We start from the raw sequence: 26,316 nt of genomic DNA, 5'->3' as shown, positions 1-26,316 counted from the left end.
ACCGGGCCGCCGCAAGGGGCAGACGCGTGAGCGAGAGCACTACGACGATAGAAACGCCCGACGGACCACGGGGCCCGCTGGAACGCTGGTTCACGCTGAGCGCGCGCGGCACCACTGCCCGTACCGAAGTGCTGGCGGGTGTGACCACATTCCTCACCATGGCCTATATCGTGCTGGTCAATCCGGCGATCCTTGGCACGGCGGGAATGCCGGTGGCCTCGGTCGCTGCGGCCACGTGCTTTGCGGCGGCTTTCGCGTCGATCCTTATGGGCTTCGTGGCCAATACTCCGCTGGCGCTGGCGCCCGGCATGGGGCTCAACGCCTATTTCAGCTTTACCGTGGTGCAGCAGATGGGCGTGCCCTGGCAGGTCGCGCTGGGCTGCGTGTTCGTCTCGGGCGTCGCCTTCCTCGTGCTGACCTTGACCGGGGTGCGCCAGTTGATCGTCGCCTCGATCCCGCAATACCTGTTCGCGGCGGTGGCGGGCGGGATCGGCCTGTTCATCGGCTTTATCGGCTTCAAGGACGCCGGGATCGTCGTGGCCAATCCGGCAACGTTCGTGGCGCTGGGCGATCTCAGGGCCCCCGGCGCGGCGCTGGCGATGTTCGGCCTCCTGCTGATCGGAGCGCTCAGCGTGTGGAACGTGCGCGGGGCCATGCTGATCGGCATTCTGGCGACCACCGTGGTCGCCTGGCTCTTCGGCATGGTCTCGGTCTCGCCCGAGCCCTATTCGCTGGCGGCGCTGACCGGCACCGCGTTCAAGCTGGACCTTGCAGGCGTGTTCGGGCTGGGCGGCAGCCACGGGCTGGGCCTGATGGAAATCCTCTTCGTGTTCCTGTTCGTGGATCTGTTCGACAATATCGGCACGCTCGTCGCCGTCACCAAGCGCGCCGGGCTGATGGACAGCGAGGGCCGTATCCCGCGCCTCAACCGCATCCTCATCACCGATGCCACGGCCACCATCGTCGGCTCGCTGGCGGGCACCAGCACCGTCACTAGCTATGTCGAGAGCGCGGCGGGCGTGCAGGCGGGCGGGCGCACCGGGCTGACCGCCGTCGTCACCGGCCTGCTGTTCCTGGCGACCATGTTCGTGGCGCCTTATGCGCAGCTGATCCCGCTGGCGGCGACGGCCCCGGCGCTCATTATCGTCGGCGGGTTGATGCTGCTGCCGCTGACCGAAGTGAAGTGGGAAGACCCGCTGGCGGCGCTTCCCGCTTTCCTGACGGTGGCGATGATCCCGTTCACGTTCTCGATCGCCAACGGCCTCGCTTTCGGCATCACCGCCCATGCCGCGCTGAAGATCGTGCGCGGGACGGTCGAGAAGAAGGACTGGTTCCTGCTTCTGCTGGCAGTGCTGTTCGTGGCCCGCTTCGTCTGGATGGGTGCCACCTGATGCGGGCCTTTCGCGGCGAATTCCTCTCCGTTTCCCGAGACCCGCGCAGCGATCCCGAAGCCGTCCGTCATGAGGCCGACGGGTTGCTGGTGGTCGAGAACGGCGTGGTCATCGCGCGCGGCGCCTATGCCGAACTGGCCGGGCGCCATGCCGATGTCCCGGTGGAGACCTTGCCTGGCCTCGTGGTGCCCGGCTTCGTCGATTCCCACATCCACTACCCGCAGACGGACCGCATCGCCTCGCACGGCGAGCAGTTGCTGGACTGGCTGGAACGGCACATCTTCCCTGCCGAAAAGGCTTTCGCCAGCAAGGCCCATGCCGATGCCGTGGCGGCCTTCTTCCTTGACGAACTGCTGAAGAACGGCACCACCAGCGCGCTGGTCTACCCGACGGTGCACGAGCAGTCGGTCGATGCCCTGTTCGAAGCCGCGCTCGAACGGAACATGCGGGTGATCTCGGGCAAAGTGCTGATGGACCTTGGGCCGGAGGGGCTGAACGACACGCTCGCCTCGGGCCGCGCGGCCAGCGAGGCGCTGATCCGCCGCTGGCGCGGTCGCGGGCGGCTGGGCTACGCGGTGACGCCGCGTTTCGCACTGGCTTCGACCGACGCGCAACTGGCGGATGCGGGCGCGTTGCTTGCCGAGCATCCCGAGGTGCTGATGCACACCCATCTTGCCGAAAACCTGCGCGAGTGCGCCGAAGTGGCGGCGCGGTTTACCGAGGCGGCGGACTATCTCGACGCCTACGACCGTTTCGGTCTCGTCACCGGCCGGTCGGTCTTCGCGCATGGCGTCCACTTGCCGGATCGGGCCTGCCGCCGCTTGCACGAGAGCGGGGCGGGCATTGCCGTCTGCCCCGCGTCCAACCTGTTCCTCGGGTCCGGCTTCTTCGATTTCGGGCAGGCGGACCGGCACGGCGTGCGGCTCGGCCTTGGTACCGATGTGGGCGCGGGCACGACCTTTTCGCTGCTGCACACACAGGGGATCGCCTATCAGGCCGCGCTGATGAAGGGCATGGCGCTGGACCCGTTCCGGGCGCTGTGGCTGGCGACGGCGGGCAGCGCCGCGCTGCTACACATCGATGACCGCGTGGGCAGCCTCGAAGTGGGGCAGGAGGCCGATTTCGTGGTGCTCGATCCGCAGGCGACACCGCTGCTGGCACGGCGGACGCAAGGCGCGGACTTTGCGACGCGGCTTTTCGCATTGCAGGTGCTGGGCGACGACCGCGCCGTCGCGCGCACTTATCTGCTGGGCCAATGCGCCTGGAACCGGGACACGCCATGACCGACCTCGACACTTTCATCGCCGGCCTGCCCAAGGCCGAATTGCACCTCCACATCGAGGGCAGTCTTGAGCCCGAACTGATGTTCGCGCTGGCCGCGCGCAACGGCGTGTCGATCCCCTTCGCCAGCGTGGAAGAGGTGCGGGCGGCTTACGATTTCACGAACCTTCAGGACTTCCTCGACATCTATTACGCCGGGGCCGCAGTGCTGCTGACGCGGCAGGATTTCCACGATCTGGCCATGGCCTACTTCGCCCGCGCGGCGGCGGACGGGGTGGTCCATGCCGAGATCATGTTCGATCCGCAGACCCACACCGATCGCGGTGTGGCCTTTGCCGAAGTGATCGAGGGCCTGCTCTCCGCCATGGCCGCGGCCGAGGCGCGGTTCGGCCTGACCAGCAGCCTGATCCTCTCGTTCCTGCGCCACTTGCCGGAAGCGGCGGCCTTCGCGACGCTGGCCGAGGCGGAGCCGTGGCTGGACCGCATTGCGGCGGTTGGGCTCGACTCTTCCGAAGTGGGGCACCCGCCGGAAAAGTTCGCCCGCGTCTTTGCCGCTGCGCGGGATAAGGGCCTCAGGATCACCGCCCACGCGGGCGAGGAGGGCCCGCCGGAATATGTCCATCAGGCGCTTGACCTGCTGGGCGTCCACCGCATCGACCATGGCAACCGCGCGCTGGAAGATCCCGCGCTGATCGCCCGGCTGGTGCGTGAGGAGATGACGCTGACGGTCTGTCCGCTGTCCAACCACAAGCTCTGCGTGGTGGTGGATCTGGCGGATCACCCGATCGACGCGATGCTGGCGCATGGCCTGAAGGCCACGATCAATTCGGACGATCCGGCCTATTTCGGCGGCTATGTGGCGGACAATTACCGCGCCGTCGCCACAGCGCGCGGATTGGACCGGGAGGCGCTGGCGACACTGGCGCGCAACAGCTTCACCGGCTCGTTCCTGCCGGCTGAGGCGGTGGCGGCGCACCTCGACCGGATCGATGCCTATATGGCGGCGCAGGACTGAGTTTTACCGGAACACGCTGACGGCGACGCGTCGGACCTTTGTCATGCAGGCCAAACACCAAGCTTGCAAAACACATTCCGTCGCCCCCGCGAAGGCGGGGGCCCCGCTTCCTTTTCACCCCGCCCGCCAAGAAAAGCGGGGTCCGCCAAGTTCACAAACGAAGTGCAACACCAGGTTATGGTGTTGTCATGGGAAGAGCTTACGAACAGCTTGATCTGGAAGAGCGGTGTACGATTGCCCGTCTTCATGAAGACGGGCAATCGCTGCGCCAGATCGCGGCAGCTCTGGATCGCTCGGCATCGACGATCTTTCGGGAGCTGAAGCGCAACAGCGGCAGCACGGTGGGCTATCGGCCCGGCTATGCGCAAGAGCAGGCGCGCGCCCGGCGCTGGTCGGGCATGCGCCTCGAACGCGATCAGGCCTTGCGCGAGGGCGTGCTGGGCCGCCTCGCGGCCGGCTGGTCACCCGAGCAGATCGCCGGCCGCATGGCCCGCGAGGCCGGCGTGCGTATCATCAGTCACGAGAGCATCTATCGCTTCATCCATGCCCAGATCAGGCGGACGAACGATCGATCATGGCGCCATTATCTGCCCCGCGCCAAGGCCCGCCGCGGATGGCGCCGCAAGCCCGGCGGATCCTCGGTCCGCTTCATCGCCAAGCGCCAACCCATCGCCATGCGCCCGGGCGAGGCCGCGGATCGGTCCCGGCCCGGCCACTGGGAGGCCGACTTCATGCTCTTCGCCCGATACGGCCAGGCCATCCTCGTCGCCCATGAACGCTCCTCGCGCTACACCCTGATCTGCCATCCGCCCGACCGAAAGGCCCGGCGCACCGCCGACCTGCTCGCCGCCATGCTGCGGCCCTGGCCCGCCGCCTTGCGCCAAACCCTGACCCTCGACAACGGCACCGAGTTTGCACAGCACCACAGGTTGCACCGTCTCGGCATCGATACGTTCTTCTGCGACCCCCACGCCCCATGGCAAAAGGGCGGCGTCGAAAACGCCATCGGCCGCCTCAGACGCGACCTGCCGCGCAAGACCAACATCGAGGATCTCTCGCCTGCCCACTTTGAGGACATCATCCAACGCTACAACAATACACCGCGAAAATGCCTCGACTTCAAAACACCCGCCGAGGCATGCTCTCTTCAACCGTTGCACTTCGAATGTGAATCCACATCCCCGCCTTCGCGGGGACGACGGGGGTTTTGTATCCGGAACTCGCGCTATCCCTCAGGCCAGCCGATCGGGAACCGAGCGCGCCTCTTCCATGATCGAATCGCGCGTGCCCACGGATTCCCACGGGAACACGAACCAGCGCTTGTCCTCGGCGCGGTCGATCACGTCGACCCACAGGTCCACCTCGACCTTGGAGCGCTGGTTGTTGATGAGGACCGCGAAGCGCAAGTTGTCCGGCATGCTGCCATTGCTGGCGAGCAGGCCGCGAATGTACTCGATGGTGCCGCCGGAATCGTTGATGTCGTCGATGAACAACAGGCGCGTGCCTGCCGCGCTCATGGCCGCGACTTTGGCGAGCAGTTCGTCGGCAAAGCCCGGCACTTTGGCCGAATGGTCGATCGAGAGCATCGGCAGGTCCAGCTGGTGCGAAAGATAGACCGCCGGAACCAGCCCGCCGCGACCGACGCCGATCACGAAGTCGGGCTTCCAGTCGCCCTCCCGCACCTTGCGCGCCAGCAGGCGTACCTTGGCGAGGAAGTCCTCGTAATATTCGAGGAAGTGGAGCTGGGGCTCGTTGGGGTCGGACATGACTTTCGATCCTGGCGGAAAAGAGAATTGGTTATGCCGACTATCGGGTTCGCGCGCGATGGGCAATCGGGGGCAATCGAGCACCCTATTTCGCGGCGGCGGCGTAGCCCAGATCGGCGAAACCGTTCTCGATCTCGCCCAGCACCAGCGCGGCCGCATGCGACGGCGTGCGCGCGGTGGCGGTGCACAGCGCCAGCGTCATCGGCCGCAGCAAGGGGTCGGAAATGCGGGTGAATTGCAGCAGCCCGCGCCGTACCTCGGTGGCGACATCGAGCGAGGTGAGCACACCCAGACCCGCCCCGCGCATGACCAGCGAGGTGATGATCTGGATATTGTCGCTGGTGATCTTGCGGTCAGGCGTGACGCCGGTGGCGCCTTCCAGCACGGCAAGCTGCTGGCACACCGCCAGCGGCTCGGCTGGCGCGATCAGCGGTTCGCCCGCGCAGACCGAAAAGCGTGCCTCTGCCTTCTCGCCCAGCGGATGCCCCGGCGGCGTCAGGAAGCCGGGCACCACTTCGACAAAAGCGCGCACCGTGAGGTCGCGGTAGGAATGCGGCTCGAACAGGATGCCGAAGTCCACCTCGCCCTCGGCGATGGCGCGGCGGACCTTGTCGTTGCCCAGCACTCTGACGCCCACGGTAATGCCGGGATAGCGCTGCTGGACTGCGTGGATCATGTCCGGGACGTAGCCCTTGGCCAGCGCGTCGATCACAGCGATGTCGACATGCCCGCGCTTGAGCCCGCGCAAATCCTCGATCCGGGCGCGCAGGCTGGCCATGTCGTGCTGCCATTGACCGCCCGATGCCATCATCATCTCGCCCGCCGCCGTCAGCCGGAGCCCGGTGGGCAGGCGTTCGAACAGCGGCAGGCCGAGTTCGGCCTCCACATTGAGGATCTGCCGGTCGATGGCGGAGGCGGAGACGTTCAACTCGTCCGCCGCCTTGCGGATCGAGCCGAGCCGGCCGACCGCCATGAAATATCGGAGAAACCGCGAAAATGCCGGCATCGGTACCCGCTCTAATTTTTGCAACGCTGCGTGGAAATCATTGCGTTTGCTGGCAGTGAGTCAAGCCCTTACGCAATGGGAAGCAACAGGAGCGGCACGGACGCCCTCCCGAAAATGCGCGGATTTTCGCGCTTTCGGGAGGGCGGACTGGTGGGCTGTTGGATCGGGGGCGCAATTTCCACAAGGGTTTCCCAACACCCGGACTGGGGAAGGCGCCCCATTGCGGGGGCGGGATCATGGCTCGGATTTAATTGGTGATTTCCTGCCGGGAGTGATGGCCGACGACGATCGTCTCCAGGATCGTTGTTAGCCTTTTCGCTTCGTCCGCGTTGCCGGGATGGAACGGCGCGCAGATGAAACCCAGGCGCCGTGTCAGGCCGAAATTCCTCACTTCGGCCGTCGCTGTCCCTTCCGGGGCCAGCGAGCGCGGCGCCACCGTGATACCAAGCCCCGCCGCGACCATGCGCAGGCAGCGGTCCTCGTTCTCGCTGCGCAGCGCGAAGCGGGGGCGCACGCCGGCATCGGTGAAGAAGCGGCTGGTGCGCTGCAGGGCCTCGCACGAGCGGCGGGCGATCATGATCTCGCTGGCAAGTTCCTCGGCGGCGACTTCGGCGGTTTCGGCCAGCGGATGGTTTCCGGCCATCACCATCACATAGGGTTCTTCCAGCAGCGGCACGATTTCCGGGCCGCTCTCTGTCTGGCCCAGCAGGGTGAGGGCGAGCTGGATTTTCCCGCTGGCGAGTTGGCCGCGCAATTCGTGGTCGTCTCCCTCCACCAGTTCCACGCCATAGTCCCGCGCCAGTTCCGCCGCGATCGCTTGCAGCATCGGGCCGGAGACGGTGGGGATCACGCCGAGCTTGAGTTCGGGCCACTGCTGCTCGGGGTGCTGCGAAGATTTGGCGAACTGGTCGGCGCGGCGGAAGCCGGATTCGAGATCGCGGGCGATGGGCAGGAAGGCGCCGCCCGGCTCGGTCAGGCGCACATGGCGCCGGTCGCGCACGAAGAGGGCGGAGCCGACCAGACGCTCCAGTTCGGCGATGCTGGTGGAGACGGTCGGCTGGGTGACGTGCAGCCGCGCGGCCGCCTGCTTGAAGCTGCCCGAATCGGCAACGGCCAGAAAGTGCCGGATATGGGCGCGCTTTATCATTGGTAAAATCTATTCAATGTGCCTGTAAGTTTCAATTTGTTTGCATCAGGACCTTCCGGTAATTTGCGCGCAAAGGCCGCACCGACGCGCCGTGGAATTTTTGGGAAGACGAGATGAAGGCCACCCCCGACTTCGATTTCGCACTGGGCGAAAGCGCCGATATGATCCGCGAAAGCGTTGCCCGCTTCGCAGACGAACAGATCGCGCCGCTCGCCGCCAAAGTGGATGCCGAGGACTGGTTTCCGCGCGAACTCTGGCCTGTCATGGGCGAACTGGGCCTGCACGGGCTGACGGTCGAGGAAGAGTGGGGCGGCACCGGGCTTGGCTATCTGGAACATGTGATCGCGGTGGAGGAAGTCAGCCGGGCTTCGGCCTCGGTCGGCCTGTCCTACGGCGCGCATTCGAACCTTTGCGTCAATCAGATCCGCCGTTGGGGCAATGACGCGCAGAAGGCGAAGTATCTGCCGAAGCTGATCTCGGGCGAGCATGTCGGCAGTCTGGCCATGTCCGAAGTCGGCGCCGGGTCGGACGTTGTCAGCATGAAGCTGCGCGCCGACGCGGTGGAGGGCGGTTTCCGCCTCAATGGCACCAAGTTCTGGATCACCAATGGCACGTATGCCGAAGTGCTGGTGGTCTACGCCAAGACCGATGCCGAGGCCGGATCGAAAGGCATCACCGCCTTCCTGATCGAGAAGGACATGCCCGGTTTCTCCATCGGCCAGAAGATCGACAAGATGGGCATGCGCGGCTCGCCCACCTGCGAGCTGGTGTTCGACGACTGCTTCGTGCCCGCAGAGAACGTGATGGGCCCGCTGAACGGCGGCGTGAAAGTGCTGATGAGCGGCCTCGACTACGAGCGCGTGGTGCTGGCGGGGCTTCAGATCGGCATCATGCAGGCCTGCCTCGACACCGTGATCCCCTATGTGCGTGAGCGCCGGCAGTTCGGCACTGCCATCGGCACGTTCCAGCTGATGCAGGCGAAAGTGGCGGACATGTACGTCGCGCTGCAATCGGCGCGGGCCTATGTCTATGCCGTGGCCCGCGCTTGCGATGCCGGGCAGACCACGCGTTTCGACGCGGCGGGGGCGATCCTGCTCGCCAGCGAGAACGCTTTCCGCGTCTCGGGCGAGGCGGTGCAGGCGCTGGGCGGTGCGGGCTATACCAAGGACTGGCCGGTCGAGCGCTATCTGCGCGATGCCAAGCTGCTCGATATCGGCGCGGGCACGAACGAAATCCGCCGCATGCTGATCGGCCGAGAGTTGATCGGGGCCTGAGGTAATAGGGGCCTGAGCCCCGAGCGAGCTACCCGTCGTCCCTGCGCAAGTGGGGACCTCGTTTCCATCCAGCCCCCCTTGCAAGGAAGCGGGGCCCCTGCCTTCGCGGGGGCGACGGGTTCGCTGTATTAGTCCTGCGGCTTGACCCGCAGCAGGCCTTCCTGCGCCACGCTGGCCACCAATGTCCCGTCGCGCGAGTAGATCGCGCCGCGCGCGAAGCCGCGGGCGTGGCCGGACCAGGGGCTGTCCATCGCATAGAGCAGCCAGTCGTCGATCGGCGGGGTCTGGTGGAACCAGATCGCATGGTCGAGGCTGGCGCCGGACACGCCGGGCGAGAAGAAGCCCATCCCGTGCGGCATCAGCGCGGTGGAGATCAGCGCGAAGTCGCTGGCATAGGCCAGCACCACGCGCTGCATCACGGCGTCATCGCCCAGCGGCGCGGCCAACCGGAACCACTGGCAGCGGTGCGGCAGGCCGCCCTGCGGGACCGGAGGGCAAGGCCGGATATCGAATGCGGCGAGCCGCTCCAGCAGGAAAGCGGGCAGCTTTTGCCCGGCGGCGGTAAGCGCGGTGCGGAAGTCCGGGCACTGTTCGGGCGCGGGCACGTCCGGCATCGGCACGGCATGGGACAGCCCCTCTTCGGGCCGGTGGAACGAGGCGGCCAGATTCAGGATCGGCTTGCCGCCCTGCATGGCCACGACGCGGCGGTTGGAAAAGCTGTTGCCGTCGAAATCGGGCAGCACGCGGTAGATGATCGGCCGCCCGGCATCGCCCGCGCGCAGGAAATAGGCGTGGAGCGAATGGGCCTGCCGTTCGGGATCGATTCCCCTTGCGGCAGCGGCCAGCGCTTGCGCGACGACTTGCCCGCCATAGACGCGGCCCGGCTGTTCGGCCACGGCAGCGCCCCGGAAGATGCCGGTATCGATTTCCTCGACGCTCAGCAGATCGCGCAGTGCCGCTACCGCGGTTTGCCCCTCAGTCATGGGCGCCGCCCAGCGGATTGCCCGGCGTACCCTTGAGCCAAAGGAGCGACTGGTGTTCGATCGAGAGCAGTTCCTGCAAGGTCTGCTCGATGGCGATGCTCTGCTTGCGCAGTTCGTCGATCCGGTCGCGAATGCGGGCAAGGAGCTGGCGCACCTGCTCCTGATGCTCGGGATCGACATCGTAGAGGTCCAGGAATTCCTTGATCTCGCGGATCGAGAAACCCAGCCGCTTGCCGCGCAGGATCAATTGCATGCGGCCCATCTCGCGCTTGGAATAGATGCGCGTGGTGCCGACGCGGGTCGGCGCGATCAGGCCCTTGTCTTCATAGAAGCGCAAGGTCCGCATGGTCACGCCCAGCTGGGTGGCGGCTTCCTGAATGCCGACCATGTCCGCGTTCTGGCCCGCTTCCGCCTGCGGCCCACCTTCCGCCTGCGGCCCGTCTCCGTCGATGGCTGCCCCCGCCCCGTTCACGCAGCCGGCCCCCCGGCGGCGCGCTTGGCGGCTTCTTCCTCGACCAGTTCCTTCTTGGACAGCTTGCCGACCAGCGTCTTGGGCAGGCTGTCGCGGAATTCGATGGCGCTGGGCATCTCGATCTTGTTGAGCCTGTCCTTGAGGAACGCCATCAGCGTTGCCTCGTCCAGCACGTCGCCCGAATGAAGCGCCACGAAGGCCTTGGGGCTCTGCCCGCGATAGGCATCGGGAACGCCGATGACGATGGCCTCGTGCACCAGCGGATGCTCATAAAGCGCATCCTCGATCACGCGGGGATAGACGTTGTAGCCGCCGCACAGGATCATGTCCTTGATGCGGTCCACCAGGAACAGATAGCCGTCCTCGTCCAGATAGCCGATGTCGCCGGTGCGCAGGGCGCCGAAGATGAAGGTCTTTTCCGATTCCTCGGGGCGGTTCCAGTATCCGGTCATGATTTGCGGGCCGCGCGCGCAGACTTCGCCGCGCTCGCCCTGCGGCATCAGGCGGTGGGTATTGTCGGGGTCGCGGATTTCCAGCGTGGTGCCCGGGAAGGCCGGGCCGCAGGAGTTGTTCTTGACCAGCCCTTCAAGCGGATTGCAGGCGATGATCGGAGAGGCTTCGGACAGGCCGTACCCCTCGACCACGCGCACGCCGGTACGCTGTTCGAACTTCTGGCGCACTTCCAGCGGCAGCGGCGCGCCGCCCGAAATGCAGACCCGCACTTCGTCGAATTCGCCGTGCAGCGTCTGGTTGTTGAGCGCGGTATAGAGCGTGGGCACGCCGAAGAACTGCGTGGGCCGCGTGCGCTTGGCAGTGGCCAGGAACGACTTCATCTCGAAGCGCGGAAGCAGGATCATCTCGGCCGAAGTGTCGACCGAGTAGTTGAGCACCGTCGTCAGCGCGAAGACATGGAACAGCGGTAGGACGCCCAGCGTGCGCTCCTGCTGTTCGGGCATGTGGCCGACGTGGGCGACCATCTGCGCCGAATTGGCGGCGAGGTTCGCATGCGTCAGCATCGCGCCCTTGGGCACGCCGGTGGTGCCGCCGGTGTACTGGAGCACGGCAAGGTCGGAAGGCGAGCGCTCGACCGGTTCGGGATCGGCATTACGCGCGATCAGGTCGGCAAAGCGAATGAAGCGCAAATCGTGCGGCTCATGCGCGATGTCCTTGCGCTTGAGCAGGCGATAGGCGCGGCCCTTCAGCTTGGGCAGGGCATCGGCGATCGGGCAGACCACCACGCGCTTCAGCGCGCCGCCGCAGCTGGTGGAGCCGACCAGCGGCTCGATCTTGGGCAGCGAGAGCGCAAGGTCGGAGGCGATGATGATCTCGGCGCCCGAATCCTTCACCAGATGCGCCATCTCGCGCTCGGTGTAGAGCGGGTTGAAGTTCACCACGATGCCGCCGATGCGCAGGATCGCGAAGTAACAGACTACGTAATAGGGCGTGTTCGGCAGGCAGAGGCCGACGCGGGTGCCCTTTACGACGCCAAGGTCCTGAAGGCCCCGCGCGGCGCGCCGCGCGAGGTCTCCGACTTCGGCATAGGACCACTTGCGGCCCATGAAGTCGATCGCCGGCCAGGCGCCGTGGGCTTCCACGGCGTGGTCCAGCAGATCGGTAAGCAAGCGCGGCGAGATCGGCGGCATTTCATCCGCGACATGGGAGGAGAGGGGAGTTTCCAAAATACCTCCATTCACGGGGGAGTTGTCGTCAATCGTCGCCGCTGTGCTCATTAGAAGCTCACCCGTGCGCCCAGCGAGAAGACCATCGCGTAGGCGTCCTGAAGCGAACCGTTGGTGATGACCGGGGTCTGTACCGGCGTGCCGACATAAGCCGCCGTGATGCGGTTGATGGGGGCGTCCTTGAACGAGATGTACGAGGCGGCCGCATCGATCGCGATCTTGCTGGTCATGTTGTAGGTGGTACCGGCCGAGAAGTTCCAGCGGTTGCTGTCCGGCACGCGGGCATCGCGGTCGCCGCTGCTGGTCGGGGTTTCACCGTACTGGACACCGCCGCGCACCGTCCACTTCGCGTTCACGTCGTAATCGGCGCCGAAGGCGTACGAGAAGCCGTCCTTGTAGTTCTCGGGGATGGAGGTGTTGACCGGGGCGCCGAGCTGGATGGCGTTGAACTTGCTCCAGCCGTAAGCCACGACCTGCGCGTTCAGCGTCAGCTGCTTGGTGGCCTTCACGCGGGCCGACATGATCGCCTGCCACGGGGTGGTGAATTCCGCCGTGGTGTCGAGCGACATGTTCTGGCCGGCCAGCGGACCAAGCAGGCCGTCGATGGTCAGCGAACCGTCAAGCTTGTGCTTGATGGCAGACTTGTAGGCGACGCCGATCGAGGCGGGGCCGTTGTGGTACTGGGCGCCGACCGACCAGCCCACATCCCAGCCGCTGCCCTTGAGCTGCTGATGACCGTCCGGCAGCGTTGCCAGAAGGTTGGGCAGGTAGTTGCCAAGGGTGGCGTCCACATGCTCGACGTTCGCCGCCGCGCCGACGTAGAGGCCTTCTACCGGCTGGAAAGCGATGCTCGGCTGGATGTCGATGGTGCGCAGCTTGGTCTTGTCGGCCGAATAGCGCGCCCAGCTGTCCGAAGCATAGTCGGTGGTGAACGAGTAGGGCGAAGTCACGGTCAGGCCGAAGGCGACCTTGCCGAAGCCATAGGCGATCGAGCCCGAGGGCAGCACGCCGTTGTTGATCGGGTTCTTGGCCACTGGATTGCCGCCGACCGAGGCGGGCGCCTGGCCCGGACGGACGATCGCCGTGCCGTCATCGACGACCTTGCCCTTGGGCAGGATTACGCTGGCGTGCACCGATGCCTGGCCGCCTTCGAGGCCGCCGATGGCTGCCGGGTTCCACCAGAGCGAATCGACGCCGGTATCGGCAGCTTCACCCGAGAAAGCGCGGCCTTGTGCGCGCACCGACTGTTCCTGAAGGTAGAAGGCCTGCGCATGGGCGGCCCCGGCTGCACCGAGCGCCATGGCCGAAGCAGTGCCAGCCAGCAGGATACGGCCCGTAATCTTTTTCATTTTTTATCTCCCTTACTTCTCTTTTCCCTGAACTTTATCGAATTGTCCGTCGCGCATCAGGGGGAGTGCGGGACAGGACCTGTCCCGTTTAGGGAATACGCTTCCACGTCTGCGTCTTGCACAGCGGCCAGACGATGCAGCCCTTCAGCTTGAGCGTGTTGGCGTCGACCGGGGTGATCGTGGCCTTGTAGGTGCCGCCGTCTTCGGGATTGTAGATCTGGCCTTCGACCCACTCCTCGCCCTGGCGCTTGAAGCCGCCGACCATCTGCAAGCCCTTGATCTTGCGGCTGCGCAGCGAGGCGTCCTTGTTGTTCACATCGCGAATGTCGGGATTGGCCCTGACGCCGTCCGAATCGACGACATGTCCGCAGAGCGATTCGCCGCAGCGGCTGAGTTCGCGCCGTGCTTGGAAGGCGTGAGCCACTTGCCGACGACCTGGTCGGCGCTGGCCGCAAATGCCGGATTAACACCGAGAATTGCCGGAATGACGGCGGCAACCAAAGCCACCCCCACGGGTTTCCAAAGTCTCATGAGCGACCTTTCCATCATCTCTCCAACGGGCACCTTCTGCACCTTGGGGCGTGTGCCCTTAGGGTGGGGTGTTCCGAAGACGTAACCGAAAATTTGCTTGACGTATAGGGAAAGAATTGCACCCTTAGGGAAGAACGGTGACGCTCTCCGACAGGTGGGGAGCGGTCGAGCTCCGACGGAGAGAGTGCATGAAAAGTGTCGTGATCGCGGGTTACGCCCGCTCGCCCTTCCATCTGGCCAACAAGGGCGCGCTGGCCCGTGTTCGTCCCGACGACCTTGCCGCGCAGGTGATTCGCGGGCTCATCACCAAGACCGGCGTCGAATCGGCTGATATCGAAGACGTTGTCGTCGGCTGCGCATTCCCCGAAGGCGAGCAGGGCTTCAACATCGCGCGCCTCGTGGCGTTGCTGGCGGACCTGCCGATCACGGTCGGCGGCATGACCGTGAACCGTTTCTGCGGTTCGTCGATGAGCTCGATCCACTACGCCATGGGCCAGATCGCCATCGGCGCGGGCGAAGTCTTCGTCTGCGCGGGCGTCGAATCGATGAGCCGCGTGCCGATGATGGGCTTCAACCCGCTGCCCAATCCGGCGCTGGCAGCGAAGAGCGCCGCCTACATGTCGATGGGCGAGACGGCCGAGAACGTCGCCACCAAGTACCAGATTTCGCGCGCCGATCAGGAAGCGCTTGCCGTCTCCAGCCAGCACAAGGCCGCCGCCGCGCGTGACGCCGGCAAGCTGACCGATGAGATCGTGCCGATCCAGACCAAGGGCGGCGTCGTCAGCGAAGACGGCACCATTCGCGGCGACACCACCGCCGAAGCGCTCGCTGGTCTCAAGCCCGCGTTCGACGCGGCCGGTTCGGTTACCGCCGGTACTTCCTCGCCGCTGACCGACGGCGCCAGCGCCGTGCTCGTCACCACCGAGGAATATGCCCGCGCCCACGGCTTGCCGATCCTCGCCCGCATCAAGTCGGTGGCGATTTCGGGCTGTGCGCCGGAAACCATGGGCCTTGGCCCGATCCTCTCCAGCCAGAAGGCGCTTGAGCGCGCGGGCATCGCTGCCGGCGATCTCGACGTGGTGGAACTGAACGAAGCCTTCGCTTCGCAGGCACTGGCCTGCATCAAGGACCTCGGCCTCGACGTGGCCAAGGTGAACATCGACGGCGGCGCGATCGCGATCGGCCACCCGCTGGGCGCCACCGGCGCGCGCATCGTCGGCAAGGCGGCCTCGCTGCTGAAGCGCGAAGGCGGCAAGTATGCACTCGCCAGCCAGTGCATCGGCGGCGGTCAGGGCATCGCCACGATCCTGGAGTCGGTGGAATGAGCGACACCATTATCAAGAAAGTTTGCGTGATCGGCGCCGGCACCATGGGTGCCGGGATCGCGGCTCAGGTCGCCAATGCCGGCGTGCCGGTGCTGCTGCTCGACATCGTACCCAAGGATGCCACCAATCGTAACGTGGTGGCCGAGGGCGCGGTGGCGAAGATGCTCAAGACCGAGCCTGCGCCGTTCATGAGCAAGTCGGCCGCCAAGCTGGTCGAGACCGGCAATATCGAAGACCACCTCGACAAAGTTGCCGAGTGCGACTGGGTGATCGAGGCGGTGATCGAGCGTCTGGACATCAAGCAGGGCCTCTACGCCAAGCTGGAAGCGGTGAAGCGCGACGGCACCGCCGTTTCGTCAAACACTTCGACGATCCCGCTTGCCAATCTGGTCGAAGGGCGTTCGGACGCGTTCAAGCGCGACTTCCTGATCACCCACTTCTTCAACCCGCCGCGCTACATGCGCTTGCTGGAGATCGTCACCGGCCCGGCGACCGACGCTGCCGTCGCCGCCAAGGTCGAGCAGTTCGCCGACATTTCGCTGGGCAAGACGGTGGTCACGGCCAAGGATACGCCGGGCTTCATCGCCAACCGTATCGGCACCTACTGGATCCAGCTTGGCCTCAACGCCGCGTTCGACATGGGCATCACCGTCGAACTGGCCGACGCCATTGCCGGAAAGCCGATGGGTGTGCCCAAGACCGGCATCTTCGGCCTTGTCGATCTGGTCGGCATCGATCTGATGCCGCACTTGCAGGCCAGCCTCACCTCGACGCTGCCGGCTGGCGACCTCTATCACGGCATCGCCCGCGACATTCCGCTGATCAACAAGATGATCGGCGAAGGCTACACCGGCCGCAAGGGCAAGGGCGGGTTCTACCGCCTCAATAAGGAGGCCGGTCGCCGCAAGGAAGCCATCGACCTCCAGACCGGCGAATACCGTCCGACCATTACCGCACAGGGCCCGCGCGGCGCGGCTTCGCGTGGTGATCTCAAGGCGCTGGTCGAAAGCAAGGGTGAGATCGGCGCTTACGCATGGGCCGTGCTCGGTGCCACGCTGGCCTATGCCGCCAGCCTCGTGCCCTCGGCCGCCGATGACGTGGTTGCCGTCGATGACGCGATGAAGCTGGGCTACAACTGGAAGGCCGGCCCGTTCGAGATGATCGACAAGCTGGGCGCCAAGTACCTTGCCGAACGCCTCGCCGCCGAAGGCAAGGCCGTGCCGGAAATCCTGACCGTGGCGGGTGACCGCACGTTCTACCGGATCGAAAACGGCAAGCGCCAGTTCCTCGGCCTCGATGGTGAATACCGCGACATCGTTCGCCCCGAAGGCGTGATGCGGCTTGCCGACGTGAAGCTTTCGTCCAAGCCGATCCTCAAGAACGCTTCGGCGGCGCTCTGGGATATCGGCGACGGCGTCGTCTGCCTTGAATTCACCGGCAAGATGAACGCGCTCGACGGCGAAGTCATGAAGCTGATCGGGCAGGCCATTCCGCTGGTGGCGGCGCAGTACAAGGCGCTCGTCGTCTACAACGATGCCGATACCTTCTCGGCCGGTGCCAACCTTGGCCTCGCGCTCTTCGCGGTGAACATCGCGGCGTGGGGCGAGATCGAGAAGCTCGTTGCCGGTGGCCAGCTCGCCTACAAGGGCCTGAAGTATGCCCCGTTCCCCGTCGTCGGCGCGCCCGCCGGCATGGCGCTGGGCGGCGGCTGCGAGATCCTGCTGCACTGCGACGCGATTCAGGCCTATGCCGAACTCTACTGCGGCCTTGTGGAATGCGGCGTCGGCCTCGTTCCGGGCTGGGGCGGCAATGGCGAGATGCTCGACCGCTGGCGCAAGGCACCGGGCATGCCCAAGGGCCCGATGCCGGCGGTGGCCAAGGTGTTCGAGATGGTCTCGACCGCGCAAGTCTCCAAGTCTGCCCAGCAGGCGCGCGAGATGATGATCCTGCGCAAGGATGACGGCATCTCGATGAACCGCGATCGCCTGCTCTACGACGCCAAGCAGAAGGCGCTGTCGCTGGTGGAAGGCTATACCCCGCCCGAAGCGCCCGAGTTCAAGCTGCCCGGTGCCGGTGGCCGCACCGCGCTTGGTCTGGCTGTCGAGGGCTTCCACAAGCGCGGCATGGCGACCGACTACGACGTGGTCGTCTCCGGCGTGCTGGCCGATGTGCTGACCGGCGGCGACGAGTTCGACCTCGTCGACACGGTGAGCGAGGGCGAACTGCTCAAGCTGGAACGCGATGCCTTCATGGGCCGTCTGCGCGATGGCCGTTCGGTGGCCCGCGTCGAGCACATGCTCGAAACCGGCAAGCCCCTTCGCAACTGATGCTGCGTAACTGATACAAAGGAAAACCGGGCCGAGAGCGTGACTCATCATCCCATCCTCCTTCCATCGTCCCTTCTCTCGTCATTGCGAGCGGCGAAGCCGCGCGGCAATCCAGCGGCGTCGCAAGCCGCCCTGGATTGCTTCGCTCCGCTCGCAAAGACGAAGTGGAAGGTGCGTTGGGACGCCGGATGGGATCAGGCGAGTTCAACTCTCGACCCGCGAGGAGAGTGACATGCAAGTCTACGAAGCGCCCCTGCGCGACATGAAGTTCGTGCTCCACGAACTCCACAACGATGACGGCTTCGGCAATCTCGAAGCCCTGGCCGAATTCACCCCCGACCTTGTCGACGCGGTGCTGGAAGAGGCCGCCAAGGTGGCGCAGGAAGTCCTGCTGCCGCTGAACCGCAGCGGCGACATCGAGGGCTGCACGCTCGAAAACGGCGTGGTCCGCACCCCCGCAGGCTTCAAGGAAGCCTACGAGATGTTCCGCGAAGGCGGCTGGTGCGCGCTGGCGTCCGATCCCGAATGGGGCGGGCAGGGGCTCCCTGAAGCGCTGAACAAGCTGACCGAGGAGATGATCTGCTCCTCCAACCTGTCGTTCAGCCTCTACCCCGGCCTCACCCACGGCGCGACTACCGCGATCGAGGGCTATGCCAGCGAAGAACTGAAGCAGGCCTACCTGCCCAAGATGGTCGAGGGCACCTGGTCGGGCACGATGTGCCTTACCGAACCGCATTGCGGCACCGACCTCGGCATGCTGCGCACCAAGGCGGTGCCTCAGGGCGATGACAGCTACAAGATCTCCGGCGCCAAGATCTTCATCTCGGCGGGCGAGCACGACCTGACCGAGAACATCATCCACCTCGTCCTCGCACGGCTTCCCGATGCGCCGGAAGGCGTGAAGGGGATCAGCCTGTTCCTGGTGCCGAAGTACCTGTCCAAGGAAGACGGCACGCCCGGTCCGTCCAACGGCGTTTCGGTCGCGGCGATCGAGCACAAGATGGGCCTCAAGGCCTCGGCCACCTGCCAGCTCAACTTCGACGAATCGACCGGCTGGCTGGTCGGCACGGCGGGCAAGGGCATGGAAGCCATGTTCAAGATGATGAACACCGAACGCGTTTCGGTGGGCATTCAGGGTCTTGGCGTGGGTGAAGCGGCCTATCAGTCGGCCGTGTGGTACGCCAAGGACCGCTTGCAGGGCCGCTCGCTTTCGGGCGTGAAGAACCCCAAGGGCCCGGCCGATCCGATCATCGTCCACCCCGACGTGCGCCGCATGCTGATGACCGCGCGCGCCTACAACGAAGGCAGCCGTGCCATCGGCGGCTGGGTCAGCCGCGCGCTCGATGCCGAAAAGCATTCGACCGATCCGGCCGTGAAGGCCCGCGCGGAAGACTTCATCGCGCTGATGACCCCGGTGGTGAAGGCCCTGTTCACGGACTGCGCCTATGAAAGCGCGAACCTGGCCGTGCAGGTCTACGGCGGCCACGGCTACATCGCCGAAAGTGGCGTGGAACAGTACGTGCGCGATGCCCGCATCGCCATGATCTACGAAGGCACCAACGGCATTCAGGCGCTCGACCTTGTCGGCCGCAAGATGCCCGCGCATGCCGGTCGTTACCTGCGCTCGTTCTTCCACCCCGTTTCGGACTTCATCGAGGCGAACAAGGCGGACGAGACTTTCGGCAAGATGATCGAAGGGCTGGAAAAGGCCTTCGGCGCGCTCCAGCTTTCGACCGGCACGATTGCCCAGAAGGGCATGAAGGACCCCGAGGAAGCCGGCGCCGCCGCGACCGACTACTTGCGCCTGCTGGGGCTTGTCGCCATGGGCTACTGCTTCGCCAAGGCGGCGCTGATCGCCAAGGCCAGGCTGGACGAAGGCGCCGAGGATGCGGCGTTCTACACCGCCAAGATCGCGACCGCCCGGTTCTTCTTCGACCGTCTGCTGCCGCAGGCGACGGCAGCGTTCCTGGCGATCAAGTCGGGCAAGGCTTCGATGATGGCGCTGGAAGTCGAAATGTTCTGATTCAGGTCAGGCCCGGTGGCTGTCGGAAATTTCGCCTGAAATTTTGGTTGCCGCGGGTCTGCTAATCCCATTTAAGTGCTCCCAACGGGGGGACGGGACGCTCCGGCGTTCCGTCCCCTTGTCGTTACTGGAGACTCCATGGCGCGCGGTTGGAATCAGGTCATTTGGAATCGCGTTACGGCGTTCGTAGCCGTGCTGGCGCTGGCGGCGTGCTCGGGCGTGGCGGATTCGCCGGCCGCAACGAACAGCCAGAATCAGGGCCCCGCCAATCTTGCCGCCATAAGCCCGGTGGTGACCTGCGCCTCGCTGACCGGCACCGACATGACCGCTATCGGCGGCGCGGGCAGCAAGATCACGCAGGCCAGCGAGACCACCAGCGACGGCATCGGCGTCTGCTCGGTCAGGGGCACGCTGGCCCCGGCGGTCAATTTCCAGGTGCTGCTACCGCTCAAGACATGGACGCAGCGCTACCTTCAGGTCGGCTGCGGCGGCCTGTGCGGCGCGATCACGCTGCGTTCGGGCGCGTCCGAGGGCTGCAAGGTGCTGAACGACGGCGGCTTCGTGATGGCCGCGACCGACATGGGCCACACGATGGCCGAAAGCGACGGCGCATGGGCGCTGGACCCGGTGCGCCGCGCCGATTTCGCCTATCGCGCGCAGCACCTGACCTCGCAGGCGTCCAAGGCGCTGATCCGCGCCTTCTATGGGCAGGAAGTGCGCTATTCCTACTTCAACGGCTGCTCCGACGGCGGGCGTGAGGCGTTGATGGAGGCCCAGCGCTTCCCCGACGATTTCGACGGCGTGATCGCCGGGGCTCCGGCCATGCTCTTCACCGTGCAGAACACGCTTTACCATGGCTGGATGGCGCGTTCGAACCTCGACGCGGCGGGCCATCCGATCCTGCTCGCCGACCGGTTGCCGATCCTGCACAAGGCCGTCGTCGCCACCTGCGACCGCACCGACGGCGTGATCGACGGGCTGATCTCGCTCCCCGCCGCCTGCCGCTTCGACATGGCGAGCGTGACGTGCCCAGCAGGGACGACCGACACTTCGGCCTGCCTCACGGCCGCCGAAGCCGACGTCGCGCGCAAGTTCTACGAAGGCCCGCGCGATCCGGAGACGCATGCTTTCCTCACCGCCGGGCAGCCGCTCTATGGATCCGAGCTGGAATGGCCGGGCGTCTTCGTGCCGGGCGGACCGGAAGGGCGGATGATGAGCCAGATGGTGGTGCCGCCGGTGATGCGCTACCTCGCCTTCCCGGAGCCGCGCCCCGATGCGACGTTGGAGAGCCTCGAATTCACGCGCGCCACGCTTGACGAACTGCGCGACCATCACCGCCTGTTCGATGCCACCAACCCGGACCTCAGCGCCTTTGCGGCCAAGGGGCACAAGCTCATCATGTGGCATGGTCTTTCCGACCAGCATATCGCCCCGGCCAACACCGTCTCGTACCAGAAGGCGCTGTTCTCGACGATGGGCAAGCGCGTGGTCGGCCAGTTCGAGCGGCTCTACATGCTGCCCGGCGTCGGGCATTGCGGCGGGGGTGAGGGGCCGAGCAGCATCGATCTGCTGACCCCGATGATGACCTGGGTCGAAAGCGGCCACGCGCCCGAGGCGATCATGAGCGGCACCACCCGGCATCGCAGCACGTTCGGCCAGCCGGTGGGTATGGCGAGCGCTGCGCCATCCGAACCGGCTCGCCCGGAGATGCTGCGCCCGGTCTATCCCTGGCCGGCGGTTGCCAGCCATACCGGCAGCGGCAGCTATACCGATCCGGCAAGCTGGACGCGCAGTGCCTCTACGCAAGTGGTGCTGACCCATAATTGGTCGGGGGCGGATCTGTTCGGGCCCTATACGTTCATCAACCAGTAGCTGCTCTAATTGCACGGCGATCCCGTTGCGGGTGCGTGTACGCTTGAAGGTGAACCGCTAGCTTCACAGCATCGTCGCCCCCGCGCAGGCGGGGGCCCCGCTTCCTTTTTGCCCCGCCGCCAGGAACAAGCGGGATCCCCGCCTTCGCGGGGATGACGGGGAGTTGAGGGGCGTTGTTGGTGTAGGCAACAGGCCATCCCGCGCGCCCAAAAAAAATGCCGGAGTCCAGAGGACTCCGGCCATGGAGAGTGGTTCCTGTAACGGTTTAGAAGTCGAAACCGGCCGTCACGCCATAAGTGCGCGGTGCGGCATAAGTGCCGTTGTCGCCGCTGTTGGTGGCGCCGATCTGGCCCCAGTAGAAAGCGTTCGTCAGGTTCTTGCCCCAGAGGCGGACGAACAGGTTGTCGTCCAGCGAACGCCAGGTCAGCGAGGCGTCGACAGTGTTGTACGAGCTTTGCTTCACCCGCTCGTCCGGCGAACCGACGTAGCCTGAGTTGTAGTAGTAATTGCCCGCCAGCGTGAACTTGCCCATGCCGGTTTCGAGGTCGTACGAACCGCCCATGCTGGCGGTGAAGCTGGGGGTGTTCTGCAACTTGTTGCCCGTAGCGCTGCCGATCAGCAGGCAGTTGCCGCCCAGCTGCGCGAAGGGGTTGCCGAACGTACCCAGGCACGACTGGCCGGTGGGGATCACGAAGCCCGGGGCGAGCGGGAACGGATAGCTGATAACCGCCGTGTCGAAGTCGGTGTAGCGGGCGTGGGTCCAGTTTATGCCGCCGAACAGACGGAAGTTGCTGGTCACGCGCCAGGTCAGGTCGGCGTCTATACCGTAAATCTCGGCGGCATCGGCGTTGTAGACGGTCTGCGCGCCCGAGATGACCTGCATCACCTGGATGTTCTTCTCGTCATAGTAATAGCCCGCGACGTTCAGGCGCACCTTGCGGCCGAACAGGTCTGACTTGATGCCCACTTCGAAGGCGTCCACCTGCTCGGGCTTCAGCAGCACGATCGGGTCCGACTGGGTGATGTAGGTGCCGCCCCGGAAGCCGCGATTGTAGCTGGCATAGGCCAGCAGTTCGGGCGAGAAGCGGTGATCGAGCGAGAGGCGCCAGGTCAGCTTGTTGAACGTGTGGCTCTCGGACGGGATCTGGGTGACGGTGGTCAGGCCGGCCGGGGGCACGTTGCCGTTGAACTGCGTCACCGTGGCATCCAGCGAGCGCTGGTCGCTGGTGAAGCGCAGGCCGGCGGTCAGGTTCGTGGACTCGCCGAAGGTGTACGTGCCTTCCGCAAAGCCCGCGAAGGAGTCCAGCTTGACGGTGTTGTCGTCCTGCGAATAGCCGTTGTTGCCGAACGTGAAGAGCCCGGTTGTGCGCGAGGCATCGTTGCCCGCATTGCCGTGCATGTAGAAGCCGCCCAGCACCCACTTGAACGGTCCGCCCTCGGTCGAGATCAGGTTCAGTTCCTGGGTGAACTGCTTGTCGAACTGGTGGTTGTCGACAATGATGCGGGGCATCGTGGTGCCGTCCGGATCGAAGTTGTAGCTGAACTTCGAATGGCGATAGGCGGTGATGGACTTCAGCGTTGCGAAGCCCACGTCCTGCTCGATGGTCAGGCTGGTGCCCCAGGCGCGGGTGGACATCTTGGGGTCGATATCGGCCAGAATGTCGCGGTGGACATCGCCGCCCAGCGCCTCGATCGCGGTAGGCACATCGATGCCGAGCGCGTTGAGCCCGAAGTTGCGGAAGGCCGGTGCGGCCGAATTGCGGCCGTTGAAGTCACCGGACAGCAGCACCTTGGTCTGGTCCGAAGGCTGCCACAGCAGCTTGGCGCGGCCGCCCCATGACTTGCCGTTCTGGATGTCGTTCCCGGTGTAGAGGTTCTTGCCGAACCCGTCCTGCTGGTTGTCGTACTGGCCGGACAAGCTGATCGCGACGGTCTTGGTCAGGCCGCCCGAAACATAGGCGGCGGAGTGGATCGTGTCATAGTTGCCGTAACCGATCTCGGCCTTGCCGGTCCAGTCAAAGCTCGGCCCCAGCGTGGTGATCTGGATCAGGCCGCCCGTGGCGTTGCGGCCGAACAGGGTGCCTTGCGGGCCCTTGAGCACGGTGACCTGATCGGTATCGAACATCGATTGCAGGATGCCGAACGAGGCGCCGTAATAGACGCCGTCGACATAGACCGCGACCGGGTTCTCGATGCCCGGGCCCTGTCCGGTCGCGCCGATGCCGCGAATGCGGGGCAGACCGATGCCGCCGGTGCCGGTGGTGATGTTGAGCGCGGGGACGGCGGCCTTGAGGTCCAGCGTGCTCTGCACCCCGGCGCTCTGAAGCTGCTGGTTGTTGAGCGCGGTGATCGCGATCGGCACGTTCTGCGCCGACTGGTCGCGCTTCTGCGCGGTCACGATGATCTCTTCGACGCCGCCGCTGTTCTGGCTCTGGTCGCTGCCGGCTTGCGCAAGAGCGAATTGCGGCAGCAGCGCCACGGCGGCGGCGCCGCCCGCGACCCCGGCCAGCAGCGCGGCGCGCAGGAAATGGTTTGCGGACATGGTGTGGCTTTTCATCGCTTCCTCCCAGTTCCCGGCATCGTCGATGCCGGAGCGATTTATCCCCTTCCGCTTCTGCCGGCCGTCCTATTGTTACGGCGCGAGTATTGGTTACCTGCCTGGCAGTAGCGGTATGCCGCCGATGTAGTCCGGGAAGTCCTTTGTGCGGCTATAGGCACTTGAGCGGCACCGATAACTTCCACGACGGCCATGATGCAAACCTCTCGGCGGTGTCCTAATACCAAGGCCAGCACAGGAAGCTGGCGGTTCGGTCTGCTCCGGGAATTGGCGGGAATTGCGAAGCCTCCGACAACAATCGGGGATTTGCAGGGAGAGTTCATAGTGAAGCGTAGAGATTTTCTGGCCGCGGTTCCGGCTTCTGTGCTGCTCAGCCAGGTCGGTATTGCCAAGCCGGTGCCCACCAAAAAGGGCGTGATGCTGATGAACCGCATCGCGCCTTCGGTGTCCGAGCTGTACGTCGCCGGCCTTGACGGCACGGGTGAGCGCAAGGTGCTGGCGGAAAGCGCCTACGACTATAACGCGCGCCTTTCGCGCGACGGTGCGCGCATGGCCTTCACTTCCGAACGTCTGGGGGATGGCAACTCCAGCCTGTTCGTTGCCAAGGGCGACGGCACCGGCGTCAAGGCGATTGCCGGCGGCTCCAGCGTGGACGATGCCGCCGCCATCTCACCGGACGGCAAGTGGCTGGCCTTCGTTTCCACCCGCAACGGCTACAAGGCCAATGTCTGGGTAATGGATCTTGCCAACGGCAAGGTGAAGCAGCTTACCGGCGTGGGCGAAGTGAAGGGCAATCCGGACAGCCCGGACTGCTATTTCCGCCCGGCCTGGTCGCCGGACGGCAAGTGGATCGCTTTCTCCAGCGACACCAACACCAGCTGGCGCGGCCATGACGAGAATCGCGGGTGGGAACACACGCAGGAGCTGTCGATCTACAGGATCCGTCCTGATGGCACGGGCTTTGCCAAGGTCTCCTCGCGCAAGAACTGGTGTCAGGGTTCGCCTTCGTGGTCGCCCGACGGCAAGCGGATCGTCTTCTACGAACTGACCACCGAGGCGACCTGGGGCGCCCGCCGTCCCGAATGGATCGGCCGCGTGGATTCGCAGATCGTCTCGGTCGACGTCGAGACCGGCGCGCGCATCGAACATACGCGCGGCGCCAATCTGAAAGTCTCGCCCCAGTACGTGACGCAGGACGAGATCGGTTATGTCGTGAAGGGCGGGCCGGACGAGGGCATCGCCTATACCTCGGGCCGCCCGGGCTTCAAGCGCAAGGGCCTGCGTTCCCCGCACTGGACCGCCGATGGCAAGTCCGTGATGTATGAAGTGCAAGAATTCCGCCCGGTCCGTCCGCTGGACAAGCCGCTCTATAGCTGGGATGCGGACTACGACTATCGGTTCATGGACGTGTTCCCGATCCTCTCCAATCAGGGGATGTTGGCCTTTACCGAGAAGCAGACCGGCACATCCTCTATCGTCACCTGCAAGCCCGACGGGTCGCAACGTCGCGTGGTGTTCGACAATACCAAGTCCGGTCTCAACGTGGAGATGGTGAAGAAGGGCCTTGCCGGCGCCTTCCAGCCCTGCTGGTCGCCCGATGGCGAGTGGCTGGCCTTCGGCGTCGGCACCTGGTTCGCCGAACGCAGCTATGCCAAGGCCGTGGTCGTGCGTGTGCGCAAGGACGGCAGCGACCTTGAAGTGCTGACCGACGGCACCGTGCATTCCGGCTTCCCCAGCTTCTCGCACGACGGCAAGGAACTGGTGTTCCGCGTGTGGGGCCAGAGCGAGGAACGCGGCCTGCGCGTGATGAACCTGGAAACCAAGCAGGTGCGCGTGCTGACGGACAAGCTGGACAACCTGCCGTGCTGGTCGCCCGACGGCCAGCGCATCGTCTTCACCCGCAAGGTGGACGATAAGGATTATCAGGTCTGCACCATCCGCCCGGACGGTTCGGACTACCGCGAACTCACCACCAGCAAGGCCAGCGATGGGCACGCCGTATGGTCGCCGGACGGGCGCATCATGTGGTCCGGCTCCGAACACGGCTTCCGGGACGAGGCCGCGCTCTACGACAATACGTTCCAGCAATATGGCCAGATTTACGTCATGGATGCGGACGGCGGGAACAAGCGCCTGCTGACCGACAGCAAGTGGGAGGACTCAATGCCTCTTTACATTGACAAGTCTTTGATCTGAAAACGCTCTCTCCCTTGACGGGGTAAACCTTGAGGGAGGACGGCTACTGGCCGTCCTCCCTTTTTTCGTGGGCTTCTATTGAAAGGACGCCGAGGAGCCAGTTCCTCCCCTGCAAGGGGAGG

At 65.2% G+C, this 26,316-nt stretch carries 18 protein-coding genes and 1 pseudogene; 10 read left to right on the top strand and 9 right to left on the bottom strand.

All coding sequences use genetic code 11. The features are described 5' to 3' along the window. Nucleotides 1–26 precede the first annotated feature (26 nt). The 4 genes and pseudogenes from AC1VVK_RS06445 to AC1VVK_RS06430 all read left to right on the top strand — a co-directional run. Nucleotides 27–1,391, top strand: a complete 1,365-nt coding sequence (locus AC1VVK_RS06445; protein WP_482904822.1) for an NCS2 family permease — start codon at nt 27–29, stop codon at nt 1,389–1,391. Then, complete coding sequence (gene guaD / locus AC1VVK_RS06440) at nt 1,391–2,674, top strand: guanine deaminase (RefSeq protein ID WP_482904821.1); 1,284 nt, start codon at nt 1,391–1,393, stop codon at nt 2,672–2,674. Before AC1VVK_RS06445 ends, guaD begins: the two co-directional genes overlap by 1 nt. Then, complete coding sequence (locus AC1VVK_RS06435; RefSeq protein WP_482904820.1) at nt 2,671–3,687, top strand: adenosine deaminase; 1,017 nt, start codon at nt 2,671–2,673, stop codon at nt 3,685–3,687. Before guaD ends, AC1VVK_RS06435 begins: the two co-directional genes overlap by 4 nt. Before the next feature lie 188 nt (nt 3,688–3,875). Then, nucleotides 3,876–4,868, top strand: a pseudogene (locus AC1VVK_RS06430) (IS30 family transposase); the annotation flags it as partial. Nucleotides 4,869–4,919: 51 nt separating this feature from the next. On the opposite strand, the gene AC1VVK_RS06425 reads toward AC1VVK_RS06430, so the two are convergent. The 3 genes from AC1VVK_RS06425 to AC1VVK_RS06415 form a co-directional block, all read right to left on the bottom strand. After that, nucleotides 4,920–5,453 carry a phosphoribosyltransferase gene (locus AC1VVK_RS06425; protein ID WP_482904819.1) on the bottom strand — a complete coding sequence of 178 codons (534 nt, stop codon included), beginning with the start codon at nt 5,451–5,453 and terminating at the stop codon, nt 4,920–4,922. Between the two features lie 85 nt (nt 5,454–5,538). Further along, nucleotides 5,539–6,459 carry a LysR family transcriptional regulator gene (locus tag AC1VVK_RS06420; RefSeq protein ID WP_482904818.1) on the bottom strand — a complete coding sequence of 307 codons (921 nt, stop codon included), beginning with the start codon at nt 6,457–6,459 and terminating at the stop codon, nt 5,539–5,541. 247 nt (nt 6,460–6,706) lie between these two features. Beyond that, nucleotides 6,707–7,606, bottom strand: a complete 900-nt coding sequence (locus tag AC1VVK_RS06415; protein ID WP_482904817.1) for a LysR family transcriptional regulator — start codon at nt 7,604–7,606, stop codon at nt 6,707–6,709. 113 nt (nt 7,607–7,719) lie between these two features. Between AC1VVK_RS06415 and AC1VVK_RS06410 the strand changes: the two genes are divergently transcribed. Then, nucleotides 7,720–8,880, top strand: a complete 1,161-nt coding sequence (locus tag AC1VVK_RS06410; RefSeq protein WP_482904816.1) for an isovaleryl-CoA dehydrogenase — start codon at nt 7,720–7,722, stop codon at nt 8,878–8,880. A 128-nt stretch (nt 8,881–9,008) separates the two neighbouring features. Here the strand turns inward: AC1VVK_RS06410 and AC1VVK_RS06405 are convergent, their stop codons facing one another. The 5 genes from AC1VVK_RS06405 to AC1VVK_RS06385 form a co-directional block, all read right to left on the bottom strand. Beyond that, complete coding sequence (locus AC1VVK_RS06405) at nt 9,009–9,863, bottom strand: acyl-CoA thioesterase (protein ID WP_132387101.1); 855 nt, start codon at nt 9,861–9,863, stop codon at nt 9,009–9,011. Continuing rightward, entirely contained in the window at nt 9,856–10,251 is a 396-nt protein-coding gene (locus AC1VVK_RS06400; RefSeq protein ID WP_132387487.1) for a MerR family transcriptional regulator, read from the bottom strand. Before AC1VVK_RS06400 ends, AC1VVK_RS06405 begins: the two co-directional genes overlap by 8 nt. Nucleotides 10,252–10,331: 80 nt before the next feature. After that, nucleotides 10,332–11,978: a long-chain-fatty-acid--CoA ligase gene (locus AC1VVK_RS06395; RefSeq protein WP_482905126.1), complete on the bottom strand. Its 1,647-nt coding sequence runs from the start codon at nt 11,976–11,978 to the stop codon at nt 10,332–10,334. An 86-nt stretch (nt 11,979–12,064) separates the two neighbouring features. Continuing rightward, on the bottom strand, nt 12,065–13,363 hold the full coding sequence (locus AC1VVK_RS06390) for an OmpP1/FadL family transporter (RefSeq protein WP_482904815.1): 1,299 nt from the start codon (nt 13,361–13,363) through the stop codon (nt 12,065–12,067). 88 nt (nt 13,364–13,451) lie between these two features. Continuing rightward, nucleotides 13,452–13,787 (bottom strand): DUF2147 domain-containing protein, encoded by a 336-nt coding sequence (locus AC1VVK_RS06385; RefSeq protein WP_482904814.1) that lies wholly within the window; start codon nt 13,785–13,787, stop codon nt 13,452–13,454. Nucleotides 13,788–14,082: 295 nt separating this feature from the next. Here AC1VVK_RS06385 and AC1VVK_RS06380 point away from each other — a divergent pair, with 295 nt between their 5' ends. The 4 genes from AC1VVK_RS06380 (at nt 14,083) to AC1VVK_RS06365 (ending at nt 21,441) form a co-directional block, all read left to right on the top strand. Continuing rightward, a complete protein-coding gene (locus AC1VVK_RS06380; protein WP_482904813.1) occupies nt 14,083–15,219 on the top strand; it encodes a thiolase family protein in 1,137 nt (378 codons plus the stop codon). Then, on the top strand, nt 15,216–17,546 hold the full coding sequence (locus AC1VVK_RS06375) for a 3-hydroxyacyl-CoA dehydrogenase/enoyl-CoA hydratase family protein (protein ID WP_482904812.1): 2,331 nt from the start codon (nt 15,216–15,218) through the stop codon (nt 17,544–17,546). The genes AC1VVK_RS06380 and AC1VVK_RS06375 overlap by 4 nt, the downstream gene beginning before the upstream one ends. Nucleotides 17,547–17,778: 232 nt before the next feature. After that, nucleotides 17,779–19,569, top strand: a complete 1,791-nt coding sequence (locus AC1VVK_RS06370; protein ID WP_482904811.1) for an acyl-CoA dehydrogenase C-terminal domain-containing protein — start codon at nt 17,779–17,781, stop codon at nt 19,567–19,569. 138 nt (nt 19,570–19,707) lie between these two features. Continuing rightward, the gene (locus AC1VVK_RS06365) at nt 19,708–21,441 is read left to right on the top strand and encodes a tannase/feruloyl esterase family alpha/beta hydrolase (protein ID WP_482904810.1); all 1,734 of its coding nucleotides are present in this window, start codon (nt 19,708–19,710) and stop codon (nt 21,439–21,441) included. 265 nt (nt 21,442–21,706) lie between these two features. On the opposite strand, the gene AC1VVK_RS06360 is transcribed toward AC1VVK_RS06365, so the two are convergent. Beyond that, the gene (locus tag AC1VVK_RS06360) at nt 21,707–23,998 is read right to left on the bottom strand and encodes a TonB-dependent receptor (RefSeq protein ID WP_482904809.1); all 2,292 of its coding nucleotides are present in this window, start codon (nt 23,996–23,998) and stop codon (nt 21,707–21,709) included. Between the two features lie 324 nt (nt 23,999–24,322). Here AC1VVK_RS06360 and AC1VVK_RS06355 point away from each other — a divergent pair, with 324 nt between their 5' ends. Then, the gene (locus tag AC1VVK_RS06355; protein ID WP_482904808.1) at nt 24,323–26,194 is read left to right on the top strand and encodes a hypothetical protein; all 1,872 of its coding nucleotides are present in this window, start codon (nt 24,323–24,325) and stop codon (nt 26,192–26,194) included. Nucleotides 26,195–26,316 lie beyond the last annotated feature (122 nt).

The organism is Novosphingobium sp. BL-S-32, assembly GCF_056857055.1.
The sequence above is the reverse complement of the archived record's forward strand: the minus strand, read 5'-3'. Positions and strand labels throughout refer to the sequence as shown.

Bases quoted from the DNA above. Each gene is read 5' to 3' on its own strand.
- guaD (WP_482904821.1), top strand. From the start codon at position 1,391: ATGCGGGCCTTTCGCGGCGAATTCCTCTCCGTTTCCCGAGACCCGCGC.
- AC1VVK_RS06435 (WP_482904820.1), top strand. From the start codon at position 2,671: ATGACCGACCTCGACACTTTCATCGCCGGCCTGCCCAAGGCCGAATTG.
- AC1VVK_RS06425 (WP_482904819.1), bottom strand. From the start codon at position 5,453: ATGTCCGACCCCAACGAGCCCCAGCTCCACTTCCTCGAATATTACGAG.
- AC1VVK_RS06420 (WP_482904818.1), bottom strand. From the start codon at position 6,459: ATGCCGGCATTTTCGCGGTTTCTCCGATATTTCATGGCGGTCGGCCGG.
- AC1VVK_RS06415 (WP_482904817.1), bottom strand. From the start codon at position 7,606: ATGATAAAGCGCGCCCATATCCGGCACTTTCTGGCCGTTGCCGATTCG.
- AC1VVK_RS06410 (WP_482904816.1), top strand. From the start codon at position 7,720: ATGAAGGCCACCCCCGACTTCGATTTCGCACTGGGCGAAAGCGCCGAT.
- AC1VVK_RS06405 (WP_132387101.1), bottom strand. From the start codon at position 9,863: ATGACTGAGGGGCAAACCGCGGTAGCGGCACTGCGCGATCTGCTGAGC.
- AC1VVK_RS06400 (WP_132387487.1), bottom strand. From the start codon at position 10,251: ATGGTCGGCATTCAGGAAGCCGCCACCCAGCTGGGCGTGACCATGCGG.
- AC1VVK_RS06395 (WP_482905126.1), bottom strand. From the start codon at position 11,978: ATGCCGCCGATCTCGCCGCGCTTGCTTACCGATCTGCTGGACCACGCC.
- AC1VVK_RS06390 (WP_482904815.1), bottom strand. From the start codon at position 13,363: ATGAAAAAGATTACGGGCCGTATCCTGCTGGCTGGCACTGCTTCGGCC.
- AC1VVK_RS06380 (WP_482904813.1), top strand. From the start codon at position 14,083: ATGAAAAGTGTCGTGATCGCGGGTTACGCCCGCTCGCCCTTCCATCTG.
- AC1VVK_RS06375 (WP_482904812.1), top strand. From the start codon at position 15,216: ATGAGCGACACCATTATCAAGAAAGTTTGCGTGATCGGCGCCGGCACC.
- AC1VVK_RS06370 (WP_482904811.1), top strand. From the start codon at position 17,779: ATGCAAGTCTACGAAGCGCCCCTGCGCGACATGAAGTTCGTGCTCCAC.
- AC1VVK_RS06365 (WP_482904810.1), top strand. From the start codon at position 19,708: ATGGCGCGCGGTTGGAATCAGGTCATTTGGAATCGCGTTACGGCGTTC.
- AC1VVK_RS06360 (WP_482904809.1), bottom strand. From the start codon at position 23,998: ATGAAAAGCCACACCATGTCCGCAAACCATTTCCTGCGCGCCGCGCTG.